Annotated in this window: 22 protein-coding genes; 15 read left to right on the top strand and 7 right to left on the bottom strand. The window is 59.4% G+C overall.

Features of this window, described 5'->3' with window-relative positions; genetic code table 11:
- Positions 1 to 32: 32 nt before the first annotated feature.
- A complete protein-coding gene (gene hypE, locus WG939_RS04010; RefSeq protein WP_339982874.1) occupies positions 33 to 1136 on the bottom strand; it encodes a hydrogenase expression/formation protein HypE in 1104 nt (367 codons plus the stop codon).
- A 73-nt stretch (positions 1137 to 1209) separates the two neighbouring features.
- Between hypE and WG939_RS04015 the strand changes: the two genes are divergently transcribed.
- The 6 genes from WG939_RS04015 (at position 1210) to WG939_RS04040 (ending at position 6035) form a co-directional block, all read left to right on the top strand.
- Entirely contained in the window at positions 1210 to 1473 is a 264-nt protein-coding gene (locus WG939_RS04015) for a HypC/HybG/HupF family hydrogenase formation chaperone (protein ID WP_339982876.1), read from the top strand.
- Entirely contained in the window at positions 1470 to 2603 is a 1134-nt protein-coding gene (hypD, locus tag WG939_RS04020; protein ID WP_339982878.1) for a hydrogenase formation protein HypD, read from the top strand. Before WG939_RS04015 ends, hypD begins: the two co-directional genes overlap by 4 nt.
- A 169-nt stretch (positions 2604 to 2772) precedes the next feature.
- Positions 2773 to 3432 (top strand): ABC transporter ATP-binding protein, encoded by a 660-nt coding sequence (locus tag WG939_RS04025; protein WP_339982882.1) that lies wholly within the window; start codon positions 2773 to 2775, stop codon positions 3430 to 3432.
- A 2-nt stretch (positions 3433 to 3434) separates the two neighbouring features.
- Positions 3435 to 4262: a hypothetical protein gene (locus WG939_RS04030; RefSeq protein ID WP_339982885.1), complete on the top strand. Its 828-nt coding sequence runs from the start codon at positions 3435 to 3437 to the stop codon at positions 4260 to 4262.
- A 10-nt stretch (positions 4263 to 4272) separates the two neighbouring features.
- Entirely contained in the window at positions 4273 to 5406 is a 1134-nt protein-coding gene (locus WG939_RS04035; protein ID WP_339982887.1) for a histidine kinase, read from the top strand.
- Positions 5403 to 6035, top strand: a complete 633-nt coding sequence (locus WG939_RS04040; protein ID WP_339982890.1) for a response regulator transcription factor — start codon at positions 5403 to 5405, stop codon at positions 6033 to 6035. Before WG939_RS04035 ends, WG939_RS04040 begins: the two co-directional genes overlap by 4 nt.
- Before the next feature lie 51 nt (positions 6036 to 6086).
- On the opposite strand, the gene WG939_RS04045 is transcribed toward WG939_RS04040, so the two are convergent.
- From WG939_RS04045 to WG939_RS04055, 3 genes are read right to left on the bottom strand one after another with little or no spacing between them, the layout of a single operon-like run.
- Positions 6087 to 6551, bottom strand: coding sequence for a YdcF family protein (locus WG939_RS04045; RefSeq protein WP_339982893.1), 465 nt, complete (start codon positions 6549 to 6551; stop codon positions 6087 to 6089).
- A gap of 1 nt (position 6552) precedes the next feature.
- Positions 6553 to 7053, bottom strand: a complete 501-nt coding sequence (gene purE / locus WG939_RS04050) for a 5-(carboxyamino)imidazole ribonucleotide mutase (protein ID WP_339982895.1) — start codon at positions 7051 to 7053, stop codon at positions 6553 to 6555.
- On the bottom strand, positions 7053 to 8210 hold the full coding sequence (locus tag WG939_RS04055; protein ID WP_339983734.1) for a 5-(carboxyamino)imidazole ribonucleotide synthase: 1158 nt from the start codon (positions 8208 to 8210) through the stop codon (positions 7053 to 7055). The genes purE and WG939_RS04055 overlap by 1 nt, the downstream gene beginning before the upstream one ends.
- A 91-nt stretch (positions 8211 to 8301) precedes the next feature.
- On the opposite strand from WG939_RS04055, the gene WG939_RS04060 reads away from it, so the two are divergent.
- Positions 8302 to 8751, top strand: a complete 450-nt coding sequence (locus WG939_RS04060) for a hypothetical protein (RefSeq protein ID WP_339982899.1) — start codon at positions 8302 to 8304, stop codon at positions 8749 to 8751.
- Between the two features lie 24 nt (positions 8752 to 8775).
- On the opposite strand, the gene WG939_RS04065 is transcribed toward WG939_RS04060, so the two are convergent.
- Together WG939_RS04065 and WG939_RS04070 are read right to left on the bottom strand one after the other, a co-directional pair.
- The gene (locus WG939_RS04065; RefSeq protein WP_339982901.1) at positions 8776 to 9171 is read right to left on the bottom strand and encodes a PH domain-containing protein; all 396 of its coding nucleotides are present in this window, start codon (positions 9169 to 9171) and stop codon (positions 8776 to 8778) included.
- 35 nt (positions 9172 to 9206) lie between these two features.
- Positions 9207 to 9968: a biotin--[acetyl-CoA-carboxylase] ligase gene (locus WG939_RS04070; protein WP_339982904.1), complete on the bottom strand. Its 762-nt coding sequence runs from the start codon at positions 9966 to 9968 to the stop codon at positions 9207 to 9209.
- Positions 9969 to 10158: 190 nt separating this feature from the next.
- On the opposite strand from WG939_RS04070, the gene WG939_RS04075 reads away from it, so the two are divergent.
- The 3 genes from WG939_RS04075 to WG939_RS04085 all read left to right on the top strand — a co-directional run bounded on the left by WG939_RS04075 (position 10159) and on the right by WG939_RS04085 (position 13726).
- Positions 10159 to 11757, top strand: a complete 1599-nt coding sequence (locus WG939_RS04075; protein WP_339982907.1) for an acyl-CoA carboxylase subunit beta — start codon at positions 10159 to 10161, stop codon at positions 11755 to 11757.
- 122 nt (positions 11758 to 11879) lie between these two features.
- Positions 11880 to 13505 (top strand): acyl-CoA carboxylase subunit beta, encoded by a 1626-nt coding sequence (locus WG939_RS04080; RefSeq protein WP_339982909.1) that lies wholly within the window; start codon positions 11880 to 11882, stop codon positions 13503 to 13505.
- A gap of 8 nt (positions 13506 to 13513) precedes the next feature.
- Positions 13514 to 13726: an acyl-CoA carboxylase subunit epsilon gene (locus tag WG939_RS04085; RefSeq protein WP_339982911.1), complete on the top strand. Its 213-nt coding sequence runs from the start codon at positions 13514 to 13516 to the stop codon at positions 13724 to 13726.
- Between the two features lie 137 nt (positions 13727 to 13863).
- Here the strand turns inward: WG939_RS04085 and WG939_RS04090 are convergent, their stop codons facing one another.
- Positions 13864 to 14586, bottom strand: coding sequence for a vWA domain-containing protein (locus tag WG939_RS04090; RefSeq protein ID WP_339982913.1), 723 nt, complete (start codon positions 14584 to 14586; stop codon positions 13864 to 13866).
- A gap of 138 nt (positions 14587 to 14724) precedes the next feature.
- Between WG939_RS04090 and WG939_RS04095 the strand changes: the two genes are divergently transcribed.
- From WG939_RS04095 to WG939_RS04115, 5 genes are all read left to right on the top strand, one after another.
- Positions 14725 to 15300, top strand: coding sequence for a Maf family protein (locus tag WG939_RS04095; RefSeq protein WP_339982916.1), 576 nt, complete (start codon positions 14725 to 14727; stop codon positions 15298 to 15300).
- A gap of 3 nt (positions 15301 to 15303) precedes the next feature.
- Positions 15304 to 15948, top strand: coding sequence for a peptidylprolyl isomerase (locus WG939_RS04100; protein WP_339982918.1), 645 nt, complete (start codon positions 15304 to 15306; stop codon positions 15946 to 15948).
- 25 nt (positions 15949 to 15973) lie between these two features.
- Positions 15974 to 16345 carry a DUF3151 domain-containing protein gene (locus WG939_RS04105; protein WP_339982920.1) on the top strand — a complete coding sequence of 124 codons (372 nt, stop codon included), beginning with the start codon at positions 15974 to 15976 and terminating at the stop codon, positions 16343 to 16345.
- A gap of 24 nt (positions 16346 to 16369) precedes the next feature.
- A complete protein-coding gene (locus WG939_RS04110; RefSeq protein WP_339982923.1) occupies positions 16370 to 18307 on the top strand; it encodes an OPT family oligopeptide transporter in 1938 nt (645 codons plus the stop codon).
- A 95-nt stretch (positions 18308 to 18402) separates the two neighbouring features.
- Positions 18403 to 19347 (top strand): lactate/malate family dehydrogenase, encoded by a 945-nt coding sequence (locus WG939_RS04115; RefSeq protein ID WP_339982925.1) that lies wholly within the window; start codon positions 18403 to 18405, stop codon positions 19345 to 19347.
- Positions 19348 to 19386: the final 39 nt, after the last annotated feature.

Consider the following 19386-nt stretch of genomic DNA (forward strand, 5'->3'; position numbering starts at 1 on the left):
TAATGAAAATCACCCGGTCACGGCATGGAAAATTAGCAAATTCGCGGAAGCGGATCACCCACGAGCATGTCCACCATGCGAGTACCACCAAAACCAGTGACCAACACCACGGATGCTTCCGGGGTCGCCTCTACCCGACCGATCACACAAGCGCCCTCTGCACCGGCAGCATGTAGAGCTTCCACTGCCTTATCGGCGGTCTCTTCAGAAACCACGGCTGCAAAAGTACCTTCGTTGGCCACATAGAGCGGATCGATGCCGAGCATGTCGCAGGCACCACGGGTCATGTCGCGAACCGGAATGGCGGAGTCTTCCAAAACGGCAGCAAGCCCCGTAGCCCGCGCCATTTCATTCATAGAGGTCGCCAGGCCACCACGAGTAGCGTCGCGCATCCAGCGCACGTCAGCAGACTCGCACAGCGCCTCGACCAGGCTATTCACCGCGCGGGTATCAGACTCAATTGGGGCCTCAATTGCGAGATCGCCACGAGCCATCATGACTGCCATGCCGTGGTCCGCGATCGGGCCGGAAACGATGATCCGGTCCCCCACCTTGATTTGGTCAAAGCCAAGAGTTCGAGAAGGCGGAATCACGCCAATACCGGCGGTGGTGATGTACACCTTGTCACCAGCACCCTTCGGCACGACCTTCGTGTCACCGGTGGCGATGACAACGCCTGCCTTATCAGCAGCTTCCTTCATCGACACGACAATGCGACGCAGTTCTGAAAACTCCAACCCTTCCTCGAGGATGAACGCCACAGATATGAGTTTCGGCACAGCACCGGCCACGGACAGGTCATTAACCGTGCCGTTGATAGCCAGCTCGCCAATGTTGCCGCCCGGGAATTCAATCGGATTGACCACATAGGAGTCGGTAGACATCGCGATGGAAGAGCCATGTTCTTTGATGAGCGAAGCCGCTGTTACGACACTTGAATCGCCACCTTGCGCAAGGAGATCATTGCCGTAGGCGTCGAAAAAGACCTGTTCAACGAGGGCTGCGGAGCTCTTACCTCCGGCGCCGTGGGCGAGAGTGACGCGATCCTCGAGGAGTCGGAATGGGCGCGATCGCACCTTGGAAATGTTGAGGTTGACGCGGGATTCGTCCTCGTTGAGGCGGTTCTTCGGGTCCACGAATGCTCCTTCGCTAGTGATCTGAAATCAATCGTAGCGCTGGTAAGCTTGTGCCATATTCGAAGGAGGGCATATGTGCCTTGGTGTGCCAGCGCAGATCGTGGAAATTCCCGAGCCAGCGCGCGCGAAAGTTTCGATCAGCGGCGTGACCCGCATGATCTCCACTGATCTCATGACCGAGCCGCTCACGACGGGTGACTGGGTCCTCGTTCACGTTGGTTTTGCGCTCAGCAAGATCGACGAGGAAGAGGCTCAGCTGACTCTGCAGCAGATCAAACAGCTTGGCGCGAACACATTCGAGGACGAGCTGGATGCGTTTAAGGAGAGTTCGATTTGAAATTCGTCGACGAGTTCCGCGACCCAGAGGCCGCCAAGGCCCTGCTGAAGCGCATCGAGCGCGACGCTGCCCTGCTCAAGGAACCCATCCGCCTCATGGAGGTCTGTGGCGGCCACACCCACACCATCTACCGCTACGGCCTGGAGAACCTGCTGCCGGAAAACGTGGAGCTCGTGCACGGCCCAGGCTGCCCTGTCTGCGTGATCCCGATGGGGCGCATTGACGACGCCATTTGGCTCGCCAACCAGCCGAACGTCATCCTCACCACGTTCGGTGACATGATGCGCGTGCCTGGTTCCGATGAATCCCTCATGCAGGCGCGCGCCAAGGGCTGCGACGTGCGCTTCGTGTACTCGCCTCTCGACGCCCTGAAGCTCGCCGAGGAGAACCCTGACAAAGAAGTCGTATTCTTCGCGGTCGGCTTTGAGACCACCACGCCTTCGACGGCCGTGACCTTGGAGGCGGCTCGGAAGAAGGACATCGATAACTTCTCGATCTTCTCCAACCACGTCACCATCGAGCCACCACTTCGCGCGATCGTCAATGGTGGCGAAACGAAGGTCGACGGCTTCATCGGCCCAGGTCACGTCTCCACGATCATCGGCACCCACGCCTTCGACTTCCTGGTGGAAGAGTTCGGCATGCCATGCGCCGTCGCCGGCTTCGAGCCTCTCGACGTACTGCAGGCCGTGGCCATGCTCGTCTCCCAGTTTGCCCACGACGAACCAAAGCGCGTGGATAATCAGTACGCTCGCGTCGTCCGCGCGCAGGGCAACCCTGCTGCTAAGGCGCTGCTTGACCGCGTCTTCGTCCTTCGCGACACCTTCGAATGGCGCGGCCTCGGCTGGCTGGACAACTCCGGCATGGGCATTGCCCCCGAATACGCCAAGTGGGACGCGGAGAAGAAGTTCAACGTGCCTGGCCGACGCGTCGAAGACCCGAAGGCCTGCGAATGCGGTTCTGTCCTCACCGGACGCATCAAGCCATGGCAATGCAAGGTGTTCGGCACCGCCTGCACACCGCAAACCCCAATCGGCACCTGCATGGTCTCCCCAGAAGGCGCCTGCGCCGCGTACTACAACTTCGGTCGCATCGACCGCGAAGCCACGGCGTCGCTGGCTCAGAACTAAGGACGTCGGATTTGGTGTAGCAGACTGACTTTTTCGGGGGATTTCGTCAGTCTGCCCTACCAAATCCGACATCTTTGTCTTCCTACTCACCCCTCCCCCAAATGGCGGAGACCAAAGACTGCCTGCTTAGCCGATGTTTTTCATGTCCGCGCTCAATAGCGTTAAAGACATGAACACCACATTCACAGCACGAGACATCAAGGTCTCATTTAACGGACATGAGGTTGTCCACGGCGCAAACCTCACCGCAACTCCCGGCCGAATCACTGCCCTGCTCGGTCCCAATGGCGCGGGCAAGTCCACCACGTTGCGCGCCACGCTCGGCCTGGTGAAATCGACCGGCACTAAAGAAATCAATGGTCGCATCGGCCTCCTCCTTGACGACGGTGGCCTCGTTCCAAGCCTCACTGGACGCAAGCATCTCAACGCGATGGCGCACCTTTATGGCGTCGATAAGCGGCGGGTGCAGGAGGTCCTTGAGCTCGTCGACATGGCGCACCGCTGCGACCGCCCGATCAAAACGTATTCGCTTGGCATGAAGCGGCGAATTGCACTGGCGGGAGCGCTGCTGCAGGATCCGGACATCATCATCCTGGACGAGCCGTCCTCGGGACTGGACCCCGACGGCATCCGTTGGTTCGGCCAGCTCATGCGAGCCGAAGCTGACCGTGGCAAGACCATTCTCATGGCCACCCACCACCTGGCCGAGGCTGCGGCCATTGCCGACGACGTTGTCATCATCGCCCGCGGCCACACCACTTTCACCGGCGCAGTCGCCGACATCCCCGACCTCGAAGCCACCTACTTCGCCCACACCTCGAAAGGCTAGCCATGAAATCCGAACTTTACACCCTGCGTCACCTGCCAAACGTGCTGGTCGTCTCCATCCTCGCGATCCTCATGGCCGGTGTCGGCGCCACCTTGCAATGGTCGCTGCCGTTCCTGCTCAAGATCGACCCGCCGCAAGCCGGTGACGGCCCCGCAGGCCAGCAGGTGCAGGCGCTTATCGACGCCGCAGACCCGGCCAAGGCCGGATTCCAGCTCGCTGCCCTCGACATCACCGGATCCGGACAGTCCTCAGGCATTTCAATCTTTGTCATTGCCATCGTCGCGCTCGCTATCACCGCAGCTAGCTATGCCTTTTCCAGCGGCGCGGTGGTGTGGAAAGTAGTCGGAACAGGTTCGCGTTTGAAGTGGGCACTGTCGCTGACAGCCGCAGTGCTGTGCTCCGTCCTGCTTGTGTGCGTCGGGGCATGCATCTTCAATGCCTTGATTGCCCTGGTAGCGGCCCCCATGAACGATGCGTCCTTGGTTGCTCCAGCTGCGGATGTGGCGATGATGTGGTTGCGTGGCAGCTTGGCCGTTGCACTGCTCGCACTCGCGATCACCGGTGTTGTGCTGGCCGTGCGCAAAGTTGGTCCTGCGATTGGCATCGTTGTCGCTGTGGTGATGGCTGGCGTGATCTTCGGAACCGTCGGCGCCATGGCTGGCTGGGATCCTTATGTGTACAGCTGGCTGCCGACTTCCGCCGTCACGATCGCCGGTGGCCAAGGACTGACCCAAACGCTCAATCCATGGGTCGGCATCGGTGCGCTCGCCGCGTGGGCGGCACTCAGCATGGGCCTTGGACTTGCCCGATTCACCCGCGCAAACCTCTAACATGGATGTTATGAATCGCCCTTCAACTAGGGACATTTCGGTGGCCGCCATCGTGCTGGGACTAGACCTCTTCGGATTCCTCATGTCCCACACGATGGCGCCAGCGACCTTCAGTTTCACAGCCTCGCCGGTACAGTTTTGGCTTATCCTGCTGACCATCGTTGCCAAAGCGACGTTCTTACTGTGGCGCCGCAACTTCCCGATCCTCGTGATGCTCGGCATCTCGGCAACCGAGCTACTGCTCCCCCTCTATTGCCTGGTCAGCGGTGAGCAGAGCCTGGGCTACAACGGCATTGCCGCCTCGGTAGCTGCGTTTTCACTGGCGCTTCATACCCGCTCGAAGACCCGCGACACCGTGATTCTTGTGATTTCAGGCCTCGTGGTTGGCATCGCTCGAGCCTTCACTACCCCCGTTTTGGGCGACATGAATCCCCAGTTGTTCGCCCTGCTCACCGCACTCGGCTGGCTGCTTCCGCTCGTCGTCATGTTCGCCATCGGTCTTGCGGTCCGCAACAACCGCGAACTCACCGCGTCCCTCGCCCGCCAAGCGGAACTCGCCGAACGCAGCGCCATCATCGAGGAACGCGCCCGCATCGCCCGCGAACTCCACGACACCACCGCCCACCACCTCTCCGCCATCGCCATCCAGGCCCAAGCGGCACGGGCGCTCATCGACGTCAATCCCACGGTATCCAAGGAACACCTCGATCACGTGACCTCCTCCATCCAAAAGGCATTACAGGATGTCCGCGCTACAGTTGGCAAGCTATCTGTCACCGATGCCGAAGTTTCCAGGGTGCCACAACCGACTGATCTGCCAGCACTGATCTCCGAGGTACGCGGTTTGGGTCAGGAAGTGTCCTTTTCGGACACCTCCCATTTGTCCGGCGCCGAAAGAGTTGCTGCCTACCGGATCACGCAGGAAGCACTCACCAATGCGCGCAAGCATGCAGCTGGCGCGCCCGTGACCGTGACATTGACTAATGATGAACTGCACATTTTCACGTCCGGTTCCTTTCAACGAGGCGAATCTGGGCGCGGCACCATCAGCATCCAGGAACGCGCCCATGCAGTTGGTGCCACCGCATTCAACGGACCAACCGAGGACGGCTGGCTCGTGCACATCACGTGGAGGAAGCGATGATTCGAGTTCTGCTGGTAGATGATCAGCCACTGATCAGACAGGGTCTCAAAGCGATCTTCGAGGCCACCGGAGAAATCACCGTGGTGGCCGAGGCAGCTTCCGGAAACGAGGCGATCGCCAAGGCCCGAGATGTGGACGTGGTGTGCATGGACATCCGCATGCCCGATGGAGATGGCATCTACGCCACCACGGAGATCAACAAGCAAGAGAATCCACCCGCGATCATCGTAATCACCACCTTTGACCTGGACGAATACGTCTTCGGCGCACTCGAAGCCGGCGCCTGCGGCGTTATGTTGAAGGACTCCCCGATGGCCGACCTCATCGAGGGCGTCAAGCGAGCCGCTTCAGGAGAAGGCATGGTGGACGCTGCGGTCACGAAACGGGTGATTGCGGAATTTGGGCGTCGAAAAGCGCGGGCCGTGGTGGACTCAGAATTGCTCACCGCGCGGGAGCTTGACTGTGTGCGAGCATTGGGGCGAGGCCTCACCAACATCGAAATCGGGCGGGAGCTGTACTTGGAGCCGTCAACGGTGAAAACACACCTGTCGTCCGCGATGGCGAAAGTCGGGGCAAGTTCGCGGGTGCAGCTGGTGATCTGGGCGTTTCGGGCAGGAGTGGTGAGTTAGACACCCCTTGTCGGATTTGGTGAAGCAGACTGACGATTTGAGCCGTTTTCGTCAATTTGCTTTACCAAATCCAGCGTCCTTGGCTCTGCGCCAGAGAATCCTCCCTAAGGAATGTGGCAGGGCGAACGCTTCACGAATCCACATTTTGGGGGCCTTGGATAGTGGCGTGCGGGCGGTCACCAGATCAATAGAAATTCCGTGGTGCCACGCCCACATTTTGGTGCGCCAGGCATGAAAGTCGCTGGTCACGACCGTCCAGCGCGGGTAGCCCTTCAACACACTGAAAGCCTGCTCCAGGTTCTCGTTAGTGGAGCGGGCCTGGTTCTCCAGGGTGATGACGCCCGAGGGGACGCCATGAGAAATCAGCCAATCACGCATCGCCTCGGCCTCCCCCATGTGGCCGGAGACGACAACGTGATCGGAAATGTACGGCAGGGAGGCAATGAGCCGCCGCTGAAGGGTGCTTCCGGGACGGCCGTCGATAAGCCTGCTCCCCAGGATCAGCACCGGTGCCAATTTAGCCCTCCATCAGGCGCTGGCGCAGGGCCTCGTCCTTGGCCAGAACCTCGTCGCGCATGTTCTCCTGGTATTTGACCATCTTGTCTACTAGCGCAGGGTCGCCCGCAGACAGGATGCGCGCAGCCAGCAGACCAGCGTTCTTCGCGCCGCCGATCGAGACGGTCGCAACTGGCACGCCACCCGGCATCTGCACGATGGACAGCAGCGAATCCATGCCGTCCAGCTCCTTCAGCGCGCGCGGAATGCCGATGACCGGCAGCGGAGTCGCAGCAGCCACCATGCCCGGCAAGTGTGCCGCGCCACCAGCGCACGCGATGATGCACTTCAGACCGCGCGTGTGGGCCTCCTTGGCATACGCCAGCATGCGCTCCGGGGTGCGGTGCGCGCTCACGACGCCCACCTCAAACGGGATATCGAACTGAGCGAGCACCTCGGCAGCTGGCTCGACCGTCGGCCAGTCCGAATCCGAGCCCATGATGAGTCCTACGAGTGGCTCCATTACTGATCCTTCCATTCCGCGTGTACCAGGAAGTGCGCGGCGAGCTCGCCATTACGACGAAGTTCCTCAACATCCCCAGTGCCCGACATGTTTACATGTCCGATCTTACGGCCCGGGCGGTGGCCCTTGCCGTAGAAATGGATCTTCGCATCTGGGAAGCGCTTCCACACTTCCACCATGCGCTCCGGCATCGGCATGTCCGGATCCTCCGGCGCGCCGAGAACGTTGGCCATGACAGTCCACTCTGCTTTGAGTTCGGTGGAACCGAGCGGCATGTCCAAAACCGCGCGAACGTGCTGCTCAAACTGGTCAGTCACGCAGCCGTTTTGGGTCCAGTGGCCAGTGTTATGCGGGCGCATGGCCAGCTCGTTGACGAAGATCCCTTCTGGGGTCTCAAAGAGCTCGACGGCCAGGTTGCCGGTGACGCCGAGAACTTCGGCGGTCTTTCGCGCTACGTGTTCGGCTTGTTCTTTCAGCTCCGGCTTGAGGTTTGGAGCAGGCGCAATGGCAAACCAGCAGATGCCATCCTTCTGGATCGACTCCACCACTGGCCAAGACTTGACCTCGCCAGAAGGTCGGCGGGAAACCATGGCGGAAAGCTCGCGCACGAGGTTGACCTTTTCCTCAGCCATGAGCGGGGTGCCGTTGGCCAGCAGCTCAGCTACCAGGTCCTTGAGCTCCTCGAGGGAACCAGGGAACCACACGCCCTTGCCGTCGTAGCCGCCACGACGGGCCTTCAGACAGACGCGACCGTCGACGTCGTTCCAGAACTTCTCAGCGTCTTCGACGGATTCGATCGACGCAAACGGTGGCACCGGAGCGCCGAGCTCCTTCAGCCGCATGCGCATGACCAGCTTGTCCTGCGCATTGATCAGCGCCTCCGGGCGAGGCTGCACGTTGATGCCCTCGGCTATGAGGGTTTCCAGGTGCTCGTTTGGCACGTGCTCGTGGTCAAAGGTGACCGCGGTAGATCCTGCGGTGACGGCGCGAAGGTCATCAAGGTTGGTGTAGTCACCGAGCACAACATCGGCAGCGACCTGAGCGGCACTCGCGTCAAGCGAGCTGGCGAGCACACGGACGGATTGCCCGAGCTCAATCGCCGCGGTCTGCATCATTCGTGCCAATTGCCCATCGCCAATCACACACAGAATTGGCATGTCTGGTGCGTGCGCTGCCGGATTATCGATGTTGTGAGTCACGGCTAATAACTATAGCGCTTCGATGTTAATGCAGATAACCTTGGGTTTTATGGCATTCGATAGGCAGAGTTTTCCTGAGACGTGGGGGAAGATGTGCGCGGGCTCCAGCATCGAGCTGGGCGAGCGCGTGTGGCTTAGCGACGACTTGTTGTTTTATCCGGATGCGGTAGTGACCACGTCAAGCGCGCCATCGTGGACTCTGCATGTGCCTCTCGTGTTTGACCTACCAAAAATAGCAGCATCCTACGAGCTCCCCTGTGGTCGAATCGACCTCACCACAGACAATGAATGCCTGTGGATGCTCGTTTCGATGATCACAATGATCGTTGATACTCAGGCCTTTATCTGGGACAGCCACTTCGGTCTGTCCCACGAGGAAACGCCCCGACTGTTTGCCTACATCGACGAGATTCCGTGGGGAGTCACCATCAGCGCTCGGTCGAGTGATACCCCGAAGCTGGAGGCGAAGCCGTCTGAAGATTTCCGCTGGAGCATGTGATGCTGTGGCGGGTGGGCACGCTCGCTACCAACCCCGCCCGGTCAGCTGGTTGATTTCCGCCGCCACTTTCTTGGCACGCGGTACATCCCGGAACACCAATGGTCGGCTCATTCCAGCCACGTCAACGTATAGAGCCCCTTTACGCTTGTAGGCCCCGAGAACATGCACCAAAGGAATAGAATCCTCTCGAGCCCCAAAGCTTGGCGCCCGCACGATGATTCGCTGGTCGGTGAGGGCAAACCGCTGCCGGCGAGAGCGCACAACCGGCAGAACTAGACGCCACAGCATCAACAAAGCCCACAGGGCAACAATGCCGTTGTGCAAGTCTGGGATGTTTTGGCTATCCACCCAGCCGATCGCCATCCAGCACACGGTGGTGAGGAACATTGACTCGATGACCGGAAATGTTAACGAGGTCAAAGGGGCAGTGAAGTCCAGTCTTAGCTGCTCGTCCACTACTGCAACCTCAGGTGGACAACATCTCCGGCTGCGATGGCGTGCACTTCCCCATCTGAAGAGCGCACGTGGATAAGGCCGTCGTCGGCGACGCCAACGCATTCGCCCAGCAGTTCCTTGTCGCCAGGTAAATGCACCCGAACCTGCTGTCCAATAGAACTGCAGACCTTGCGGTAGTCCTCCATCAAGGACGGATCGTTTGCCATCCACTGCTCCAGGCGGTTTTTCAGCGCGAGCAGGATGGCGCCCACAAGCTGAGTCCTGTCCACTTCTGGACCCACCATTTCCAGCGAAATGGCATGCGGGACTGGGAGTTCTTCCTGGGTGAGCGAAACGTTGACACCGAGGCCGATGACAATGGCAGGTGTTGGCTGGAACTGCGCCACTTCCGCCAGAATGCCGCAGACCTTACGACCATTAATCAGAACGTCATTGGGCCATTTCAGGGCGACATCGTAGTCGCTGGAAAGGACGTCGATAAGTGCGAGTCCTGTTACCAGCGGCATGGTGCCCAGTCGCTCAACCTCTGTAGGCCTAATAAGTATGGAGAGAGTTGCTTGGGACATCGGTGGCGCTGTCCACACTCGCCCGTGCCGCCCACGACCTGCATTTTGAAACTCGGTTACCGCTGCGCTCCACTCGGGAGCGCCTTCAAGTGCAGCTTTTACCAGATCAGCATTGGTAGATCCGGTTTCGGTGGTGTAGTCGATGCGTGGCAGCGGAAGTGCACGCAGTTTCTCGACGTCCAAAGGGGTTCTCATAGTGACACAGTGTAGCTCTATGTAAATTCCGGCACTGCCGCACGCAAACCCCCAGGATGTTGCTGGCCCTTCGACACGCCGTGTGACGTAGATTTCTTTCGCACCCTGAACAGGAAAAACATGAGCCAAACCTCAACTATTTTTGTTTCTTAGTGGAAACTAACCAACTTTCACTTTAGAATCCTCGAACATGACCATTTCCTCACCTTTGCCACGCCTGCAGGAACCAACCAGCACGGCCCACGCCAGCACGTCTGAAAAGATCGCTGACCTCAAGGCTCGCCGCGAAGAAGCGCTCACCATTTCCAAGGAGCGCGAAGGCCGACTCACCGCCCGCGAGCGCCTGGACTTCCTCTTGGATGAGGACTCTTTCGTCGAAACCGACATGCTCGCCCGCCACCGCACCCATGACTTCGGCATGCACGCCAAGCGCCCGGTCACGGATGGCATCGTCACCGGTTGGGGCACCATCAATGGCCGCGAAGTATGTGTCTTCTCCCAGGACGGCACGGTCATGGGTGGCGCGCTCGGCGAGGTTTACGGCGAGAAAATGATCAAGATCATGGAGCTGGCCGTCACTACCGGTCGCCCACTCATCGGCCTCTACGAGGGCGCGGGCGCCCGCATCCAGGACGGCGCCGTATCCCTGGATCAGATTGCGCGCACGTTCTATCACAACGTCAACGCATCCGGCGTCGTCCCGCAAATCTCCGTGATCATGGGCGCGTGCGCAGGTGGCAACGCTTACTCACCTGCGCTTACCGACTTCGTGGTCATGGCCGACAAGCAGTCGAAGATGTTCGTCACCGGTCCGGACGTTATTAAGACGGTCACTGGCGAAATCATCACTCAGGAGGAGCTCGGTGGCGCCTCCACTCACATGACCACGGCCGGTAACTGCCACTACGTCGCACAGACAGATGAGGAAGCGCTCGAGTGGGTTCAAGACCTCCTCGAGTTCCTCCCGAGCAACAACCGCGATTACGCGCCGCTGGAAGATGCGGAGCCTTTCGAGCAGTCCGTGGACGATCTACTCCTGGATTCCATCATCCCGGACTCCCCCACCACCCCATACGATGTGCGCGACGTCATCTCCGTCCTCACCGACGATTCCGACTACTTCGAAATCCAGGCCGACCGCGCCGAGAATGTCGTCATCGCTTTCGGCCGCATCGATGGCCAATCCGTCGGCTTCGTCGCCAACCAACCGATGCATTTCGCCGGCTGCCTCGACATCGACTCCTCCGAAAAGGCCGCCCGATTCGTCCGCACCTGCGACGCCTTCAACATCCCAATCATCATGCTTGTCGACGTCCCCGGCTTCCTCCCCGGCGCCGGCCAAGAATACGGCGGTATCCTCCGTCGTGGCGCAAAGCTGCTCTACGCCTACGGCGAAGCCACTGTCCCTAAAATTACGGTGACGATGCGCAAGGCCTACGGTGGCGCCTACTGCGTGATGGGCTCGAAGGGCCTTGGCGCCGATGTGAATCTCGCATGGCCAACAGCCCAGATCGCAGTCATGGGCGCAGCGGGGGCGGTGGGCTTCATCTATCGCCGGGAGATCAAGGACGCGATGGCCAAGGGCTTGGACGTTGAGCAGCTCATCAAGTCTTTTGAGCGCGAGTATGAGGAGCATATGCTCACCCCGTACGCCGCCGCCGAGCGCGGGCTTATCGACGCCGTCATCCTGCCATCCGAGACCCGCGAGCAGATCTCTCGCAATCTTCGCCTCCTTCGCAGCAAGAATGTGATTCGCCCCGCCCGTAAGCACGGAAACATCCCGTTGTAATTCGTGATTTACCCCGCTTTTACCCCTAAAAGCGGGGCGAGTCACCACTATTTTTGGGGTTGAACTCAATTGAGTTGCCCACTCTGTGAACAAAAGTAGGTCAACCCCCTAGACTGATTGCCATGACTGCCGCAACGAACACTGGCGCACAGGCGCCCGATCTTACGACCACCGCAGGTAAGCTGGCCGACCTTCGCGCCCGCATTGCCGAGACCCGCGCTCCAATGGGTGAAGCTTCCATTGAGAAGGTTCACGCAGCTGGCAAGAAGACTGCCCGCGAGCGTATCGAGTACCTCCTGGATGAAGGTTCCTTCGTCGAGGTTGACGCTCTTGCACGTCACCGCTCGAAGAACTTCGGCCTGGACGCCAAGCGACCTGTCACCGACGGTGTTGTGACCGGTTACGGCACCATCGATGGCCGCAAGGTTTGTGTCTTCTCCCAGGACGGCGCTGTTTTCGGTGGCGCGCTCGGTGAGGTTTACGGCGAGAAGATCGTCAAGATCATGGACCTGGCTGTCAAGACTGGTGTTCCGCTGATCGGCATTAACGAAGGCGCTGGCGCGCGTATCCAAGAGGGCGTTGTCTCCCTGGGCGCTTACGCAAAGATCTTCTACCGCAACGTTCAGGCATCGGGCGTCATCCCTCAGATCTCCCTGATCATGGGCGCTTGTGCTGGTGGCCACGTTTACTCCCCAGCCATCACCGACTTCATCGTCATGGTGGACAAGACCTCCAAGATGTTCATCACCGGTCCTGACGTCATCAAGACCGTTACCGGCGAAGAGGTCACCCAGGAAGAGCTGGGCGGTGCACACACCCACATGGCAATGTCCGGCACCTCCCACTACACCGGTGCTGACGATGCTGATGCTCTCGACTTCGTCCGCGATCTCGTCTCCTACCTGCCTTCCAACAACCGCGCTGAGGCGCCACGCATGGACGCCGACATCATGGTTGGCTCCATCCAGGAGAACATCAACGACACCGACCTCGAGCTCGACACCATCATCCCGGACTCTCCAAACCAGCCTTACGACATCAAGGACATCATCACCCGCGTTGTCGACGATGGCGAGTTCCTGGAGATCCAGGAAGGCTACGCCGAGAACATCGTCATCGGCTTCGGTCGCGTCGAAGGTCGCTCTGTCGGCATCGTTGCTAACCAGCCAATGCAGTTCGCAGGCTGCCTGGACATCAAGGCTTCCGAAAAGGCTGCCCGCTTTGTCCGCACCTGTGACGCCTTCAACGTTCCAATCATCGAGTTCGTTGACGTTCCTGGCTTCCTCCCTGGCACCAACCAGGAGTACGACGGCATCATCCGTCGTGGCGCAAAGCTGCTGTACGCATACTCTGAGGCAACCGTCCCTAAGATCACCGTCATTACCCGTAAGTCCTACGGTGGCGCTTACACCGTGATGGGTTCCAAGGACATGGGCGCGGACATCGTCCTGGCATGGCCAACCGCTCAGATCGCCGTCATGGGCGCTTCCGGCGCCGTCGGCTTCATCTACCGCAAGGAGCTTAAGGCTGCGGCAGCCGAGGGCAAGGACGTTGCGGCTCTGATGAAGCAGTACGAGCAGGATTACGAGGAGACCCTCGTCAACCCATACATGGCTGCTGAGCGCGGCTACGTCGACGCGGTTATCCCACCATCTGAGACCCGTGGCCAGATCATCGAAGGCCTGCGTCTGCTTGAGCGCAAGGTCGTCAACGTGCCTGCTAAGAAGCACGGCAACATCCCACTGTAAGGATTTCCATGGAAGAGACCAAAAAGTCATTTCTGACCATCACGAAGGGCAACCCAGATGCTACCCAGGTAGCTGCTCTGACCGCGCTCTTCGCTGGTCTGGCTGCAGCCGGCGCACCAGAGGAAAAGCCTGACCGCAACAACTGGGGTAGCCTCTCCGAGCGTCTGCAGCGCCCAACCACGTACAACCCGAATGCGTTCCACAACGTAACGTACTTCTAGGTTGCTTTTAAGGCCCGGGATCCTTAACAGGATCCCGGGCCTTTTGCTTTTCGTACCCCTACAATCTTTGACGAAGTCGTTTGGACGAGGTTTGCTGGATAGCCCTACCGCTTAAAAGCCGCCACCTCGGATCCTCGTCAAAACAACTTCGTCAAAGTCGCGTGCTCACAGCTTTCCGCAGCTATTTCCGTCAAAGAGCAAAGGAAATGCCCAGCACCGCCATCAACACCACAACAACTCCGCCTACCAACAAGTACGGAAGCGCCTTGCAGTGCTGGGACGGAACTCGAGTAGCGGTCAGCGGTTCGAGTGTTTGCCTCCTTCAGTGCCGTCGACAAGCTGCCTGCGTCACGCACGTCGACATTGAAGCCGATCGTGTTGATGACCAGGTCAACGCCCTTTTTTAAGTTCCTTTGCGACCTCGCAGGCAGGCGGCGGGGCGCAGGTGTCGATGCCGTCAGAGACGAGGATGACGGTGCCCGGCTTTCACCGAACTGCTCCGCGGCCTTGCGCAGCGAATTGCCGATCGGGGTGTAGCCGCTCGGCTGCAGCTTATCGATCTCCGCCTTCATCTTCGCTGCGTTTCCCTTGGCCGGCTTGCTCACCACATCGATATCGGCGCAGCCCTTCTCCTTCAGCGCCGGGCCACTACCGACCTTGCTGCCATATGTGACGAGCCCCAGCTCACCCGCCTCATCCACGAATTTCTTGCCCGCATCTCTCGCCGCCTCCATGCGGGTCTTGCCGCCGGCGTCGTTGTTGGCCATGGAGCCGGAGGCATCGATAATGAGCATCGTGGCTGACTTTTCCTCCGCATTCGCTGCTGGTGTTGCAAGCGCGGCCTCACCTAGGGCAATCATCGTTGCGAGGATCTATCTAAACATGTCCGATCCGTCCTATGAAAAGTAAGTTCACTTATTTTGATGCGGAGACGGCAGGAACGTCCCCGCAAATTTCGGTTTTGTCACCAAATGTTTATCGAACGCTATCCTGGGAACATGCTGCTCGTACTCGCTTCGGCTTCCCCGTCCCGTAAGAAGATCCTCGAATCCGCGGGAGTCAATCCGGTGATCGCTCCGGCTGACGTCAACGAGGACGCCATCATCAAAGAGTTTGGGGCCACGCCACCGGTCGTCGAAAAGCTCGCGCAAGCCAAGGCCGAGGCGGTGAGCTTCCCGCACGACGTGGTGGTGGGTTGCGACTCCATGCTGCTTCTCGACGGGCAACTGCAAGGCAAACCCCACACCGTTGAAAATACGATTGAGCGGTGGAAACAGCAGCGCGGCAAGTCTGCAGAGCTCCTGACCGGGCACTACATCATCGCACCTGGTGGTACGTTCGCCGGGACCGCGCGGACGGTGGTAAATTTTGGTTCCCCGAGTGACAAGGACATTGAGGCATACGCCCGGAGTGGAGAGCCTCTGAAGTGCGCGGGAGCGTTTACCTTGGAAGCAATGGGTGGCTGGTTCATTGACAGTATTGAGGGTGATCCCTCCAGCGTCATAGGGTTGTCATTACCATTGCTAAGAAAAGCCCTGTACTCCTTCGGTTTATCCGTCTCTGATTTTTGGTGATTTATGAAAATTCTTGCTTACACGTGTGCCCTGGCCACTACCGCATTGCTGCTGACTGGCTGTGGCAAAGATGCGCCTGAGCAGAGCGCATCCGCCTGCGAATACCCGGACCGGAAGCCCGTTTCCAAAGAAGTGAAGAAGCCTTCCGGTGAAGCACCAAAGGGCACGGTGAAGCTGAAGCTCGCCACCACTGCGGGCGATATCAAGCTCGATCTTGATGCCGATAAGGCGCCATGTACCGTCGGCGCGATCACTCACCTGGCCAAGCAGGGCTACTACGACAACACCGTGTGCCACCGCGTCACTACCAAGGGCATTTACGTGCTGCAGTGTGGCGATCCAACGGGAGTTGGCAGCGGTGGCCCTGGTTTTAGCTTTGCCGATGAGTACCCGGTTGGTTCTGGCGAGAAGCCGTTGTACAAGGCGGGCACGATTGCCATGGCTAATGCTGGCCCGAACACCAATGGTTCTCAGTTCTTCCTGAACTACGAGGATTCCCCACTGCCACCTAACTACACCTTGTTCGGCACGATGGATAATGACTCACTGCAGGTCATCAAGGCAATTGGCAAGAAGGGCACCGCAACCGGCTCTCCTGACGGCCCGCCAAAGGAAGAAGTGAAGATTACGAAGGCTGAAGTTCAATAGCCTTATTCACCTACACTGGGGCGTCATGGAAATCAAAGACTTCATGACGCCCCCTCCTGTTCACGTCCCCGCTTTCGAGTCGACCGATCCTTACCAGTGCCCGGCGAACCCTGAAGCGTGGGCCATCCTGGCGGAGCAAGCAACCGACCCGTTGGTGCGCTACGCGTTTGCCCGCACTGGCTACCACCGCGGTCTCGATCTTTTGCGCGGAAATGGCTGGAAGGGTTTCGGGCCGGTCCCTTGGTCACACGAGCCAAACCGTGGCATTTTGCGTGCTATTGCGCAGCTCGCGCTTGCCGCCCGCGAGATCGGCGAAGAAGGGGAATACGACCGCTGTCGCGCCCTGCTGTCCGACTGCGACAACTCCATCACGGAGTCTTTAGTAGGTAAAATTTAGCTTAAGACGGTAAGTTTTCTCTTCATGGAAAATAAACCCGGACTTTCGGTGAGAGAACTTACCCTCCGTGGCGTGATCATCGGTGGTCTCATCACCCTGGTCTTCACCGCCGCAAACGTATATTTGGGACTCAAGGTTGGCCTGACCTTCGCCACCTCGATCCCTGCAGCCGTCATCTCGATGGCAATTCTGCGCAAATTCTCTGGACACACTATCCAGGAGAACAACATCGTGCAGACGATCGCCTCGGCGGCAGGCACTCTGTCCGCCATCATCTTCGTCCTTCCAGGCCTCGTGATGATCGGCTGGTGGCAGGGCTTCGGCTACTGGACCACCGCTGCCGTCTGCGCCATCGGCGGTATCCTCGGCGTCACCTACTCCATCCCGCTGCGTCGCGCCCTGGTCACTGGCTCTGATCTGCCATACCCAGAAGGCGTCGCGGCTGCTGAGGTGCTCCGAGTGGGCGACGACCAGGGCTCCGTGGAAGAAAACAAGAAGGGCCTGAAGGTCATTCTCTGGGGCGCACTCGCCTCCGCTGGCTACGCTCTGCTCGCCGCTTTGAAGGTGGCAGCGGGCCAATTGTCGACGGCGTTCCGCATCGGATCCGGTGGAACGATGGCTGCCACGTCCATGTCTTTGGCTTTGATCGGTGTTGGCCACCTCGTTGGTGTCGGCGTTGGCATCGCAATGATCGTGGGCCTGATCATCTCCTACGGTTTCCTCTTGCCTATGTTCACCGCTGGTGAGCTGCCTGAGACCGGGTCGATCGCAAAGGTTGTCTCCGCGACTTTCTCCCAGGACGTTCGCTTCGTCGGCGCGGGCGCCATGGCGATTGCAGCTGTGTGGACGCTCATCAAGATCATCGGTCCAATCATGTCCGGTATCAAGAGCTCCCTGGCCTCCTCCCGCGCGCGTCACGACGGCAATGACGTGGACCTCACGGAACGTGACATTCCGTTCCCAGTCGTCGCTGGCGTAACGCTTGGCTCGATGATTCCAGTCGGCCTGCTGCTGTGGCTGTTCACCAAGGACACCTCGATCGCACACCACACCACCGGCCTGATCCTGCTGAGCATCATCTACATCCTGCTGGTTGGCCTCCTTGTGGCCGCTATCTGTGGTTACATGGCTGGCCTGATTGGCGCGTCGAATAGCCCGATCTCCGGCGTTGGCATCATCGTGGTGATCTCCGCTGCCCTGCTGATCAAGTTCCTGGCTAACGGCGAGGATCCAACCACGCTTGTGGCTTACACGCTGTTCACGGCTGCGATTGTCTTCGGCATCGCGACGATTTCCAATGACAACCTCCAGGATCTCAAGACGGGCCAGCTGGTTGGCGCTACCCCATGGAAGCAGCAGGTCGCGCTCATCCTCGGTGTTGTTTTCGGCTCTGCGATCATCCCGCCAGTGCTGCAGCTCATGCTGACCGGCTTCGGCTTCCAGGGCGCTCCAGGAGCCGGCGAGAACGCGCTTGCTGCGCCGCAGGCAGCACTGCTGTCCTCTGTTGCGCAGGGCATCTTCGGCGACTCCCTGGACTGGTCGCTCATCGGTCTCGGCGCAGCCATCGGCGTCGGCGTCATCATTGTCGACGAAATCCTGGCAAAAACGACCTCGAAGTTCCGTCTCCCACCACTCGCAGTTGGCATGGGTATGTACTTGCCGATCAGCCTGACGCTGATCATCCCGATCGGTGCTTTCATCGGCCGCGCCTACGACAAGTGGGCGGAAAACCACGGCGGTGAACCTGCCAAGCGCATGGGCGTGCTCCTGGCGACGGGCCTGATCGTCGGTGAATCGCTCTTCGGTGTGCTGTTCGCAGGCATCATCGGTGGCACCGGCAAGGAAGAACCACTGGCTATCGTCGGCGAAAGCTTCGAGACTCCAGCGCAATTCATCGGCCTGGTCATCTTCGCTGCAACGATTTTCGCCCTGTACAACTGGGTAAAGAAGCAGAAGGTCTAGTTTTCCTTCTCACAATGTGGCCCGCGAAACTGTCGAAGGACAAGGTTTTGCGGGCCACTTTTGTGCTCAGCGCCACCCGGAGTAGCGTCAATGCCATGGTGCAACCACACAAACTGGTCATCATCGGCCTCGGACACGTCGGTTCCAACGTGCTCGTGGATGCGATGAAGACGGACCTGTTCGGCGAGATCGTGACGATTGACAAGGACAAAGCGCTGGCGCATGGCGAGGCGCTGGATCATCACCAGGCAACGGGTGTGCATTCGATGGCGTCGATAAGCGTGCGAGCAGGTGGCTATGAAGAATGCGCCGACGCCGACGTCATCATAGTGGCTGCCGGGCCATCCATGGTGGCAGGCGCGGGCGATGAGAAGCCCGATCGTGCAGCGCTGGCCCCACACAACGCGCAGGTGATTCGGGAAGTGATGACCGGTATCACGGCCCACACCCGGGACGCGGTGATCATCATGATCACGAACCCTCTAGACACCATGGTGTACGTGGCGGAAAACGAGTTCGACTACCCCGCTGGCAAGATTTTCGGAACCGGCACGATGCTCGATACCGCCCGATTGCGTCGAATCGTGGCTGATCGAGCTTGCGTGTCACCACTTTCAATTCAGGGGTTCATGATGGGTGAACACGGACTTTCTGCTTTCCCGCTTCTGAGCCATCTGACCATCGCCGGCATGACCCCGGAAGAATTCGGCCTTGACCTCGACCCTGACGAGCTTGCGAGCGCCGTAGTCGATGCTGCCTACGAAGTGTTCAACAGCAAGGCCTGGACGAATGCCGGCATCGCGCAGTCCGCGATCGCCATGGCCCGCGCCGTCATCCTCGACGAACGCATCATCCTCCCCGCCTGCACAACACTGCACGGCGAATACGGTCTTACCGACATCGCCCTGTCCGTCCCCACCCTCATCGGCGCTGGCGGCGCACTCAAACGCTTCTGCCCCACGTTGAATGACTGGGAGCACGTCGCTTTGCGGAAAACCGTTACCGCTATTCAACAGGCAATGGACACCCTTCACCCGTAACCTCTGTGGCGGATTGCCCGCTTCGCTAAAGGACAAAGA

Origin of the sequence: Corynebacterium sp. H130 (assembly GCF_037572395.1) — a bacterium.
Lineage (GTDB): Bacteria > Actinomycetota > Actinomycetes > Mycobacteriales > Mycobacteriaceae > Corynebacterium.

Bases quoted from the DNA above. Each gene is read 5' to 3' on its own strand.
- WG939_RS04040 (WP_339982890.1), top strand. From the start codon at position 5,403: ATGATTCGAGTTCTGCTGGTAGATGATCAGCCACTGATCAGACAGGGT.
- WG939_RS04105 (WP_339982920.1), top strand. From the start codon at position 15,974: ATGGAAATCAAAGACTTCATGACGCCCCCTCCTGTTCACGTCCCCGCT.
- WG939_RS04035 (WP_339982887.1), top strand. From the start codon at position 4,273: ATGAATCGCCCTTCAACTAGGGACATTTCGGTGGCCGCCATCGTGCTG.
- WG939_RS04030 (WP_339982885.1), top strand. From the start codon at position 3,435: ATGAAATCCGAACTTTACACCCTGCGTCACCTGCCAAACGTGCTGGTC.
- WG939_RS04080 (WP_339982909.1), top strand. From the start codon at position 11,880: ATGACTGCCGCAACGAACACTGGCGCACAGGCGCCCGATCTTACGACC.
- WG939_RS04100 (WP_339982918.1), top strand. From the start codon at position 15,304: ATGAAAATTCTTGCTTACACGTGTGCCCTGGCCACTACCGCATTGCTG.
- WG939_RS04095 (WP_339982916.1), top strand. From the start codon at position 14,725: ATGCTGCTCGTACTCGCTTCGGCTTCCCCGTCCCGTAAGAAGATCCTC.
- WG939_RS04025 (WP_339982882.1), top strand. From the start codon at position 2,773: ATGAACACCACATTCACAGCACGAGACATCAAGGTCTCATTTAACGGA.
- WG939_RS04085 (WP_339982911.1), top strand. From the start codon at position 13,514: ATGGAAGAGACCAAAAAGTCATTTCTGACCATCACGAAGGGCAACCCA.
- WG939_RS04090 (WP_339982913.1), bottom strand. From the start codon at position 14,586: ATGATTGCCCTAGGTGAGGCCGCGCTTGCAACACCAGCAGCGAATGCG.
- WG939_RS04070 (WP_339982904.1), bottom strand. From the start codon at position 9,968: ATGAGAACCCCTTTGGACGTCGAGAAACTGCGTGCACTTCCGCTGCCA.
- WG939_RS04075 (WP_339982907.1), top strand. From the start codon at position 10,159: ATGACCATTTCCTCACCTTTGCCACGCCTGCAGGAACCAACCAGCACG.
- purE (WP_339982895.1), bottom strand. From the start codon at position 7,053: ATGGAGCCACTCGTAGGACTCATCATGGGCTCGGATTCGGACTGGCCG.
- WG939_RS04115 (WP_339982925.1), top strand. From the start codon at position 18,403: ATGGTGCAACCACACAAACTGGTCATCATCGGCCTCGGACACGTCGGT.
- WG939_RS04060 (WP_339982899.1), top strand. From the start codon at position 8,302: ATGGCATTCGATAGGCAGAGTTTTCCTGAGACGTGGGGGAAGATGTGC.
- WG939_RS04055 (WP_339983734.1), bottom strand. From the start codon at position 8,210: ATGCCAATTCTGTGTGTGATTGGCGATGGGCAATTGGCACGAATGATG.
- WG939_RS04015 (WP_339982876.1), top strand. From the start codon at position 1,210: ATGTGCCTTGGTGTGCCAGCGCAGATCGTGGAAATTCCCGAGCCAGCG.
- WG939_RS04110 (WP_339982923.1), top strand. From the start codon at position 16,370: ATGGAAAATAAACCCGGACTTTCGGTGAGAGAACTTACCCTCCGTGGC.